We start from the raw sequence: 11,843 nt of genomic DNA, 5'->3' as shown, positions 1-11,843 counted from the left end.
GTTTGGCTAATTAAAAAAGGCATACTATATATGATTTTCAGCAAAAGCCAATCGCCGTTCTAACGCACCACACCACGACGGCTTTTTTGTAGTGAATCAATGAGCAACTGGATTTTCGGCTCTTTTGGTAGCAGCTCATTATTCAAAACCTCAAGCGCTTGCACGGTCGTCAGACCAGATCTAAAAATCATACGATAAGCTTGACGCAATACCTCAATTGTCTCTTTTGACCATCCTTTACGACGCATGCCTTCCACATTGAGACCATGAGTCGTTGCTGGATTACCAGATACCATGGTAAAGGCGGCTACATCTTTTAGAATCAGACTTGCGCCCCCAATCAAGCTATAGTCATCAACCGTACAAAACTGATGAATACCTGAATTACCGCCAATGATCGTGTGATTACCAATAGTCACATGCCCTGCAACGCCAACATTGTTAGCCAATACATTATGATCGCCAATCACACAATCATGAGCCACATGAGTGTTCACCATCAGTAGATTATGGCTGCCTATCTTAGTTAGCTCACTATCTTGTGCGGTACCGCGGTGTAAACTACAGGCTTCTCGAATGGTATTATGATCGCCAATCTCAAGCCAAGTACGCTCACCAGCATACTTCAAATCCTGAGGATCTTCGCCAATGCTCGCAAATTGATAAAACTCATTGTGTTGACCAATACGAGTCAATTTGGTAACAACTACATGGCGATGCAGAACCGTGTGAGCGCCAATAGTGACCTCATCACCGACGATACAATACGGACCAATGATAGCAGTCTCATCAATTTGGGCGGACGGTGAGATGAGTGCTGTTGGATGGATCTGACTCATAATGTGGGCCTTTGTATGATCTGATGCGAGTAAATAGTAAAACAAATACAGCCAATTTAGTTTTATGAAAAAACCTAAGCATGGCTCTGCTGTTAAATGCGAGTGTCAATTATAATGCTTATGACCCGCTTTGACCTAATTCTTTAGACGCTTTGTTTAAAGAATTAGGTCGGCTACGAGGCACAATGACTATTGGTAAACGTTATTGTTCTTGGCGAGCAATCATTATTTGCGCACTGGCAGCTAACTCATCGTCAACATGTACAGTACAGTCAAATTTATAAATACCGCGCTTCTGCATCACTGTTTTAGCACGAATAGTCAGCTGATCACCAGGAATCACTCGACGCTTAAAACGGACTTTATCAACACCTGCAAACAGATATAAATAACCATCTTCTGCGGTTAGACCAGCACTGATAAATCCGAGCACGCCTGAGACCTGAGCCATGCACTCAACCATGAGTACCCCTGGCATAATCGGCTCATCAGGAAAATGACCATTGAAAAACTCTTCATTGATAGTCACATTCTTAATACCCGTAATGCACTCACCAGGTGTGCAATCAATAATCTTATCTACTAAAAGAAAAGGATAACGGTGTGGCAAATAATGCTTTAACGTATGATAAGTTAATGGCAGCGTAAGACCTTGCTCAGCTAAGCTTTTCATTTCTTTATCATTCAAAATATCGATATCGGTGCTGCTCATAATGGTGCTTCCTTGCTATGATTTTACTGTGTTTGTATATATGCATTGATATTTTCGCTAATCACGCCCAAGCTGACGGAAGCGTACAGCTGCCCGTCGCCAGTTAGCTGTCGGCATAGCAGCCGTTCCAGAGGAGTATGAACCAGCGGTTTTGATAGATTTGGTTACCATGGTCATCCCAGATAAAGTGACATCATCTGTAATCTCGATATGACCTGTGATACCGACCGCACCGCCAATAATACAGCGCTTGCCGATACTAGTACTGCCCGCGATACCCGTTTGAGCCGCGATGGCTGTGCCATCACCGATACGCACGTTATGAGCAACTTGTACCAAATTATCAATAATAACGTGATTGCCAATGACCGTATCATCAATGGCACCTCGGTCAATGCAAGTTTGACTACCAATTCGTACATGGTTGCCAATTACGACCCGTCCTAACTGAGCGATACGCTCCCAGCCACTGGTACTAGGATCTTTGGTTGGTGCAAAACCAAAACCTTCTGCACCCACACTGACACCCGCGTGTAACCTCACATGATCACCAATGACACAATCATGCCCGATCACCACTTGTGATTTAATAACGCCATCAGTACCAATAGTCGTATTTTCTTCGATCACCACATGCGCCGCAAGTGAGGTACGCGCACCAATTTGCACATAATCGGCTATCACACAAAAAGGTCCGATATTCACCTGCTCACCAATGACCGCACTATCAGCAATCACAGCGCTAGGATGAATACCACCAGACAGTGACTCACGAGCAAACAACTGGCTAGCACCAGCATAAGCTAAGTATGGGCTTGCAACGACTAACGCTATCGCTGTGGCGGGCACTTGGTCGCGATATTCTGCAGTAACCAATACAGCTCCTGCCTCGCTAATAGCCAGACTAGAAATATAATGAGGATCGGCCAAAAAGCTTAACTGATTATGACCAGCCGTGGTCAAACTACCAATACTGCTGAATTTTTGACGTAACTGTTCAGCGCTGATTTCAGCCTTATTAGTGATGGGCTGACGCTGCTCAATCCGAGTGATAAGTTGCTCAATCGTTATCATAGTGACTATTAATATAAATATTATTATGAATAAGACAATCGCCAAGCTGAACAATCACCTTGGCGATCTACTAATATCTAACAGATGCTGCGTTCATTCAAGTAACTGCTATGGTTAACGACATGAACGCAAACAATCATGCTACGTTAGAACGTATTACCAATCTGGAACTGAACTTTTTCAGTTTCATCGCCTTCTTTATCACCAATAGGTACAGCATAACTTAATGAAATTGGACCAATTGGCGTATACCAGGTTATACCTGCACCCGCACTAAAACGCATACTATTGTCTTGCGTCAACAGTGGTACGCCCGTATCAGTACCGTCATTAGGATTGATAAAAGTGCGATCTTCCTTATCAGTCGTATCAAATACTTGACCACCTTCAGCGAACAATACCGGACGCACTTGATCTGCCCAATCGCCCTTAAACGGCATTGGCAAAATTAGCTCACTACCGAAGCTGACTAGCGCATTACCACCGATGTCTTCGTCTTTGTAACGCACATCATCATTTATGGCATCATAATAAGTTTGTGATTTTGGCCCAAGGGTTGAGGCTTCATAACCACGTACAGAGCCATAGCCCCCAGCATAAAAGTTTTCATAAAATGGTAAATCATTACCATAGCCAAGCTTAGTATAACCGCGTGCTACCCAGTCTTTGTAGAAGGGATAATAGATGTTGCCGCTATAAACAAGTTTTTGATAGTTGGTATCACCCAAGCCAATGGTAGCATCGACCGTATGGCTCATACCTTTGGTCGGGAACACTGGACGATCTAAGGTGCTATAGTCCCAGCCGAATAGTAGGTTATAAGTATTGTAGTCATTTTTAAAGCCTGTGCGTCCAGAATCCTCATTGTCATCATTGACAAAGTTCTCAAACGTACCGCCATCATCAATAATTTGCTGAACGTTTGATACACCTAAGAAGCGACCACCACGTACTGACGTATTATCAACGTTCAAACCGGCACTAACGCGTTTGGTTTCATCAACAGGATAACTGTAGTTCAGCGTCGCACCATAAGAGTCGGTGACATAGTTACTGACGTTTCTATCATCGTATTTCGTTTCTCGATAATAGGCACTAAGACCTTGTGAGACGCCGTTTTCGGTAAAGTACGGATCGGTATAACCCAAGCTATAAGAATCACGGGTTTCTGAGCGTGATAGTGCCGCTTTCACACGGTTACCTGTACCCATAAAGTTGTTTTGTGTTAGATCTAACTGGAAAGTCACACCGCCGCTTTGCGAGTAACCTGCGGCAATCGTTGAGCTACCAGAAGGCTGCTCTTCAACCGTATAATTGATGTCTACTTGGTCTGGTTGGTTCGGTACTGGTTTCACATCAACGTTGACAGCTTTAAAGAAGCCTGTACGCATCAGACGTGTCCGTGACAACTGGATTTTGTCACTAGTTGCCAACGCGCCTTCTAATTGACGCATTTCACGGCGCAGTACTTCGTCTTGAGTTTTGATGTTACCAGTAAAGTTAATACGACGAACGTAAATAGGACGTGCAGGGTCGATGAAATAATCGATATCCACTACTTTGGTCTCGTCATTGATACGTGGTACTGGTCTCACCTGCGCCAAATAATAGCCTTCATTACCGTAACGACTCTTAAGTGCCGCGGTGGTTTCATCGAGCTTGGCTTGCGAGTATTTTTCATTGGGTGCAAAAGTCACCAACTCTGTTAGTTCATTGTTCTCAAAAGTCGGCTTACCTAAGAAATTTACTTCACCAAACTGATATTGCTCGCCTTCGCTTAGACTCACTTCGATAAACACGCTGCTCTTATCTTCACTGATGTTGAGCACCGCATTATCTACTGCAAAACGCACATAACCATCGTTTTGGTAAAGCGCTTTTAAATTCTCTAAACTGGCAGCCAGTTTTTCTTTGGCATAACGATCAGACTTTGACAGCAGACGTGTCCACGAAGACTCTTTTACCGCAAAAACGTCTTTGATTTCTTCATCACTAAAGTGTTTATTGCCAATGATATTGATATCGACCACTTTGGCAGGTTTGCCTTCGACAAAACGCACGTCGAGCTTGACGCGATTGCCATCAAGTAACGTTTGATCAACCTCGATATTGCTGTTGTAATAGCCTTGGCTGATATATTGCTGCTGTAGCTCGTTGGCGACGCCTTGTAGTGTGGCTTGTTTCAGCACATTACCGGCAGACAGACCAGCATTGTCTAGCCCTTGCTCTAGCCCTTCTTTTGGAATGAGCTTATTGCCCTCAAAATTGACTTCAGCAATCGTTGGGCGCTCAACGACATCAAACCGTAGCTGTCCACCTTCGATACGGCTTTGAATATCAGCAAAATTTTCGGTCGCATAAAGCGCCTTAATACTGGCTGCTAAACTACTGTCATTTACCGTATCCCCTACCGAAATAGGTAGAACCGGATAGAGGCTATCGGGGGTTAAACGTTGCAAACCATTGAAACCGATGTCAGTGACTACAAATTCTGCAGCCTGTACTGGCATACTCATCATCGCTACAACTAACGGCAACCCTGCCGCGCTCATAAATAAAGGCGTACGCATAAACACTATCCGTCAATAAAAAACTTGCTTAAGTTAAGTTAAAAAGCCCATATTGTCTAGCGCATTTCGCATGAAATTTAAGCGTATACGCAGCAGACTCAGAACACTTTATATAAAATGCATCACAAAATAAACTAAAAATTACGATTAGTACAGAGGCCATGATACAAAGCATGCTACCTATCATGGTCATAATCATCCCATAATAGGCGTAAAACCATTAGTATCTCGTGCCTTATCGATCATATTAGCGATTCGCTGGTCAAAACAGCCGACTAATATCATTACCAATTGCTAACACCATGAAACCTGCCAGCAAGAGTAAGCCGATATTTAGTCCAATCATTTGCACCCCTTCCGAGAGTGGCTTACCGCGAATCAATTCAATAAGATAATACACAATATGACCGCCATCCAATACAGGAATGGGTAAAAGATTGAGTACAGCAAGGCTCAAACTAATCAAAGCCGCCGTCGATAACACCATCTGCCAACTGATATCAAAACTCTGTTTGGCCACTTTAGCGATGGTAATCGGCCCTGACAAATTGTCCAAACCAATCATGCCAGACAGCATCTTGCCCATCGAGCTAACCGTCATCACTGCGAGCTGTTCAGTTTTCTCAAATGATTTCACCAATGACTCACCGGGACCATAGACTACGGTGGTCTTGTAAGCGTCAGGAATAACAATTTCGGACTGCGCTACCATAGCACCAATTTGCCCATAATCGTTACCCAAATTGTCTTTTTTGCCTTGCGGCATAATCTGAAGCTGTACGGATTTACCATCACGCAATACTGTGAAGTTAAGCAAAGTTTCAGGACTGTCGCGGATGATACGAGTGGCACTGAGCCAATCTTTAATTGGTTGATCATTGATAGCAACAATACGATCGCCTACTTTTAGTCCTTGGCGACTGGCGGCACCATCAGCGGTCAAATCACCTACTATCGGTGCAATATCTGGTTGCCATGGCAGCATGCCAAAGCTGGTCAACGCATCTTTACCTTGCGCGCTGCCTTGCATAAACTGAGTTACGGGCGCTTGATAAGTTTTGATTGCATTATCAGCTTGTGTCTCTGATTGCAGAGTAATACTGACATTATCTGTCTCGCCCATCCGTCCAGCAAGCCGATAGTTGATGCCTTCCCACGTTTGTACCTCATGCCCATCAATCGCAACGATTTTATCACCAACTGGCAACTGTGCCATAGCAGCAGGCGTATCAGGTAGTACCTGCCCAATCTTGGTCGCCAGCTGCTCTGATGGTGTCATAAACAACACCCAAAATAGCGCAATAGCAATGATAAAGTTCATAATAGGACCAGCCGCAACAATCGCAATCTTTTTTAGTGGATGCTGACGATTAAACGCCAAATGTTGCTCAGCTTTTGCTACCTCACCTTCGCGCTCATCGAGCATTTTGACATAACCACCAAGTGGCAAAGCAGAAATGCGATAATCAATACCGCTTTTTTTGCTCGTCCAGCCAAAGAGTTTGGGACCAAAACCAATAGAATAGGTCAATACTTTAACGCCGCAAAGACGAGCGACGATATAGTGTCCCCACTCATGTAAGGCAATAAGCGGACCTAAGACAAATATTGCCGCAAGGAGCGTTAATAAAAACGTCATGATCTTTTCTCAGTATGATTGCTCAGCATTCTTTCTTTGCATCTTTTATTAACATCATTTTTTAACGACGCAGTTATTGATACATTTATACCAACTTTGCCACAAGTTTTTCTGTAAGGTGACGTGCTATTTTATCAATTGCTAGTATATCTTCTATGTCAGCCGTTTCATTTAACGGTGGCAGCTGTATGTCATTCAAAGCCTGCTCATTGATATCAGCAATGTCGGTCAGGCGAATTTTTCCAGCCAAAAACGCAGCCACCGCAATTTCATTCGCTGCATTTAAGACAATCGTCGCTTGCGTGCCCGCTTGCATGGCTTGGCGTGCCAAACGTAAACACGCAAATTTTTGCAAGTCAGGCTCAATAAACTCTAAGCCGCTGAGCGCAAATAAGTCTAACGGCTGCGAGCCACTATCGATACGATCAGGGTAACTGAGCGCATGGGCAATGGGCGTTTTCATATCGGGACTGCCGAGCTGCGCCAAAAAGCTACCATCGCTATATTCTACCATTGAGTGAATGATACTTTGTGGATGAATCACCACATTTATCTTATTTTCAGGCAAATCAAACAAATGGCAGGCTTCAATCAACTCAAGCCCTTTATTCATCATCGTAGCTGAGTCGACAGATATCTTTTGACCCATTGACCAATTTGGATGTTTGACCGCTTCAGCGACGCTCGCGTGCTGCATCTGCGCAAACGATTTTTGCAAAAATGGTCCACCAGAGGCCGTTAACCATAGCTTGCGCACGCCGTGATTTGGCTGATGAATTTGGGTATTGTCCTGCTGAATAGCCAGTGGTAAACACTGAAAAATAGCGTTGTGCTCAGAGTCAAGCGGTAGCAAAGTAGCGTTATGCGTTTTGACGGCAGTAATCATCACTTGCCCTGCCATCACCAGCGCTTCTTTATTCGCCAGTAAAATACGCTTACCTGCACGAGCAGCGGCTAAAGTAGAAGGCAGACCAGCTGCGCCTACGATCGCAGCGACAACGGTATCCGTCTGCGAATCAGTGGCAATGTCGACCAGCCCTGCTTCGCCGCCTACCACATCGATGTCAAGACCTGCCGCACGGAGTCGCTGGGCAAAATCATCGACTGCGGCGGTCGGTACGCTAACGCGCTTTGGCAAAAACTGCTGGCAAAGTGCAAACAGTTTCTCTAAACGGTGATAGCCTGACAGAGCATAGACTGTGTAAAGCTGTGGTTGCGCCGCTAATATTGCTAACGTGCTATCGCCAATCGAACCTGTCGCGCCTAGTACGGCGATGCGTTGCGTCATAACCATCAGTGCCTGTAAATGATAATCTAAAAAATTAAATAAGAAATCGATAAAACGTCTGATAAATAAGAGATGGACGATATCCAATGTATTGACTAGTCACTCATCTTAACTACTATAATTAGGGCGTATCATCGTCTATGAATTATTTTTTCAGTCCTAAACCACTATCAAACCTAACTGCTGTATCACCCAAAAACCAAGCGCAAATATCGGTGTGGCAGAGAGCAGTGAGTCGATACGGTCAAGCACGCCGCCATGCCCCGGTAAAATCGTTCCTGAATCTTTGACATCAGCGCGGCGCTTAAGCATCGACTCAAATAAATCACCAAGTACCGAGGCTAAAATTGTTATTGCCGACAATGACACAAAGGCAATGAGCGCAGCGCCCGTCAATTGTAACTTAAATACACTGATGGCAATGACCACGAGCAGACCGGTGACCAAGCCACCAGCCAGCCCTTCCATACTTTTATTGGGTGAGACGTTCGGTGCCATTTTGCGGCGACCGAGCTTACGCCCCACAAAATAAGCGCCACTATCTGCACACCAGACCAAGAGAAACACATAGAGCAACCACCATGCTGACAATTGCCACAAATAAAACATCGCCGTAATCGATGCGGTCAATATCACCGCACCCATCAATGCCAGTTTTTTGCCATACCAATTGGTATGAGTTGGGAACACTCGCACCCAAGACAGCGCCATTAGCCATATAGCCAATGAAGCCACCCACCAAAACAGCCATGTCACTTTAAACATGAGTGATATTAGGGTCAACACCAAAACCAATAGCACAAACAGCGCAGGATGACGCCACTTGGGCATCAGCTTAGTCCATTCGTGAGCGGCGATAATGACGCCAATCGCTAACAGCGGTGCAAATAAAATAGGAGTTTGGCTCGCAAACATTGCAATACCAACGATAATAACGAGAACAACTGCCGTCTTAATTCGTTGCCACATACTTATTGAGCCTTATAATAATGAAAAACGCATGGTCAAAACGTGCATTATAGCAGCTAATCTACAATAGCCCACTAATAGCAGTTGACGCTTATTGACGCGGTTTATTATTTCACAAACAAGCAATATTAACTACTTATACGATAGCGGCTTTGTAAGAGCTTTTTCCTTTACAAAATAACAGGCAAATGCTTAACACCATTAACGACTTGCTTGCTCTATCACTATCTGCTCACTGGTTTTGCCAAAACGGCGCTGCCGCTGAGCGAACTCTTTTACCATTGCTGACAGCTCATCGGCTGCAAAATTTGGCCATAATGTCTGGGTAAAGAATAGCTCAGCATAGGCTGACTGCCACAATAAAAAGTTAGAAATTCGGTATTCACCGCCCGTGCGTATCAGCATATCTACTGCTGGTGCATCTGCTAATTGCACATAGTTACCGAGCAATTCTTTGTTAATATCATTAGCACGTAACTGACCAGCCTCTACTTGCTGCGCCAGCTGTTTTGCCGCATGGGCAATATCCCATTGCCCACCATAACTGATAGCAATGACTAGAGTCATGGCTTCAAAGTTTGCTGTTTTCGCTTCAGCATCCGCCATTAATGCTTGCAAATCATCACTCAGCTGACTGCGGTCACCAATAAAACGCAGACGAATACGATACTCATTCATGCGTGGTATTTGCTCATGAATAGTCGAAGCTAACAGTTGCATAAGTAGTGCCACCTCACTGGGCGGGCGTTGCCAATTCTCACTAGAAAATGCAAATACCGTTAATACCTCGATACCCGTATTGACGCAATACTCGACGATAGGATCGAGTGCATCTTTGCCAGCCACATGCCCTTGGCCTTTGCCCAAATCATTGGCTTTACCATAACGATTATTGCCATCCATGATGATAGCGATGTGGCGTGGAAGAAGATCAGGAGCCAAAACGGCTGAAGTGGACATAGGCGAAAGTGCTTATTGTTAAGGTAAAATAATAATAACGGCTGCGATAACGATTAGAAAGCGTCATAACCATAATTCACAAACTTATCATAAACCCGTCTATGGGCGTGATTTAGTTTGCAAAATAGCGCTTATAAAATACAGTTTACAAATCTGAGAAAGCCTATTGCCGTATCCGATTGATATAACATTGACGCTATTATCGGTACCGTCTACACAATAATAAGCAGCCAATAGTACTGACAGATTGGCTGCTTATTATAAGGATATGACATAACGAATTTTTTCTAAAATGATCGAAAAACCAGTGCTTTATACGTCCATCAAGTCAGTTTCTTTTTTGCTCAAACGTTTATCGATGGTTTCGATATACTTGTCAGTGATTTTTTGAATATCATCACTCGCGCGGCGCTCGTCGTCTTCTGAGATCTCTTTTTCTTTGGCCAATTCTTTGATGTCATTCATCATGTCACGGCGAATATTACGGATAGAAACACGGCTACTTTCTGCTTCTCCACGCGCAAGCTTTTGCATGTCGCGGCGTGTCTCTTCTGTCAATGCTGGCATTGGCACACGAATCACATCGGCGGTCACTGGGTTGAGACCCAAATCTGCTTCGCGAATGGCCTTGTCAATTGCTTGTACCATGGTACGGTCAAACGGCTGAACCATGAGCGTACGTGAGTCTTCAACGTTGACACTCGCCACTTGATTCAAAGGTGTAGGCGACCCGTAGTAGCTAACCATCACGCCTGACAACATACCCGGATGTGCGCGCCCTGTACGGACTTTGCTAAAAGTGCTCTCAAGCGCTTCCAAGGTTTTTTGCATACGCGCTTCGCCGTCTTGCTTAATCTCTTTGATCATTAGATATCCTTATTTATCGCTATCGATAAATCATTCATTTGTTAGTAAATATACGGGTGTTCACTATTAATTATTAGCGACTGGTAGTTATTAGCGACCAATCTAATTTTAATAACTGGTATTCTCGTATTAATATTTAGGGCGTTCAGAGCGTTTAGAGTATTCAGGCAAATCAGTGATAAACGCGCGTGCCTTCATTTTCGCCCATAATGACGTTTAATAACGCATTAGGCTTGGTCATATCAAACACTTGTAGCGGCACGTTGTGCTCGCGGCATAAGGCAATGGCAGTTAAATCCATCACGCCAAGCTTTTGCTCTAACACTTCATCAAAGGTCAAGCCATCATATTTAACTGCATCGTCATGTAAGCTTGGGTCTTTGTCATAAACGCCATCTACTTTGGTGGCTTTTAAAATCAAGCCAGCTTCAATTTCAATACCACGTAAGCAAGCGGCTGTATCAGTGGTAAAGAAAGGGTTGCCCGTACCAGCAACAAAGATACATACTTCACCATTTTTGAGATAGCGAATGGCATTACGGCTGCTATAGCTTTCGGTCACTTCACCGATTGGCAAGGCTGACATCAGGCGGGTTTTAATATTGCGGCGCTCAAGCGCATCACGCATCGCCAGACCGTTCATAACGGTTGCTAACATACCCATTTGATCACCAGTCACACGGCCGACTAAGCCTTCTTGTTGCAATTGCGCGCCGCGATATAAGTTACCGCCGCCGACCACGATACCGACTTGAACACCAAGACCACGCAAATGGGCGATAGACAAGCTCATCTTATCGAGCACTTCGCTATCAATTCCCATCTCTTTGCCACCAGCTAAGGCTTCACCAGAGAGTTTCAGCAAGATACGAGAGTAACGCGGGTTTTTGTCAGACATGAGGTCACCTTGTTAGCATTAAATTAT

At 44.3% G+C, this 11,843-nt stretch carries 10 protein-coding genes; all 10 read right to left on the bottom strand.

Features of this window, described 5'->3' with window-relative positions; genetic code table 11:
* Positions 1-59: 59 nt before the first annotated feature.
* Positions 60-839, bottom strand: coding sequence for an acyl-ACP--UDP-N-acetylglucosamine O-acyltransferase (lpxA, locus tag JMW64_RS04510; RefSeq protein ID WP_060490688.1), 780 nt, complete (start codon positions 837-839; stop codon positions 60-62).
* Between the two features lie 202 nt (positions 840-1,041).
* Positions 1,042-1,512, bottom strand: coding sequence for a 3-hydroxyacyl-ACP dehydratase FabZ (fabZ, locus tag JMW64_RS04505; RefSeq protein ID WP_198329829.1), 471 nt, complete (start codon positions 1,510-1,512; stop codon positions 1,042-1,044).
* 96 nt (positions 1,513-1,608) lie between these two features.
* The gene (gene lpxD, locus JMW64_RS04500; RefSeq protein ID WP_201553580.1) at positions 1,609-2,625 is read right to left on the bottom strand and encodes a UDP-3-O-(3-hydroxymyristoyl)glucosamine N-acyltransferase; all 1,017 of its coding nucleotides are present in this window, start codon (positions 2,623-2,625) and stop codon (positions 1,609-1,611) included.
* Positions 2,626-2,771: 146 nt separating this feature from the next.
* Positions 2,772-5,195, bottom strand: coding sequence for an outer membrane protein assembly factor BamA (bamA, locus tag JMW64_RS04495; RefSeq protein WP_055124445.1), 2,424 nt, complete (start codon positions 5,193-5,195; stop codon positions 2,772-2,774).
* A 262-nt stretch (positions 5,196-5,457) separates the two neighbouring features.
* Positions 5,458-6,834, bottom strand: a complete 1,377-nt coding sequence (gene rseP, locus JMW64_RS04490) for an RIP metalloprotease RseP (RefSeq protein WP_201553579.1) — start codon at positions 6,832-6,834, stop codon at positions 5,458-5,460.
* Positions 6,835-6,919: 85 nt separating this feature from the next.
* On the bottom strand, positions 6,920-8,128 hold the full coding sequence (ispC, locus tag JMW64_RS04485; RefSeq protein ID WP_201553578.1) for a 1-deoxy-D-xylulose-5-phosphate reductoisomerase: 1,209 nt from the start codon (positions 8,126-8,128) through the stop codon (positions 6,920-6,922).
* Positions 8,129-8,281: 153 nt separating this feature from the next.
* Positions 8,282-9,091, bottom strand: a complete 810-nt coding sequence (locus JMW64_RS04480; RefSeq protein ID WP_201553577.1) for a phosphatidate cytidylyltransferase — start codon at positions 9,089-9,091, stop codon at positions 8,282-8,284.
* A 201-nt stretch (positions 9,092-9,292) separates the two neighbouring features.
* Positions 9,293-10,051 carry a polyprenyl diphosphate synthase gene (gene uppS, locus JMW64_RS04475; protein ID WP_201553576.1) on the bottom strand — a complete coding sequence of 253 codons (759 nt, stop codon included), beginning with the start codon at positions 10,049-10,051 and terminating at the stop codon, positions 9,293-9,295.
* A 312-nt stretch (positions 10,052-10,363) separates the two neighbouring features.
* Complete coding sequence (frr, locus tag JMW64_RS04470) at positions 10,364-10,918, bottom strand: ribosome recycling factor (RefSeq protein ID WP_045451790.1); 555 nt, start codon at positions 10,916-10,918, stop codon at positions 10,364-10,366.
* 172 nt (positions 10,919-11,090) lie between these two features.
* Positions 11,091-11,816, bottom strand: a complete 726-nt coding sequence (gene pyrH / locus JMW64_RS04465; RefSeq protein WP_045444979.1) for a UMP kinase — start codon at positions 11,814-11,816, stop codon at positions 11,091-11,093.
* Positions 11,817-11,843: the final 27 nt, after the last annotated feature.

This window comes from Psychrobacter immobilis, assembly GCF_904846065.1.
GTDB classification, from domain to species: Bacteria; Pseudomonadota; Gammaproteobacteria; order Pseudomonadales; family Moraxellaceae; genus Psychrobacter; species Psychrobacter immobilis_H.
This window is presented reverse-complemented; position numbering and strand designations above follow the sequence as displayed.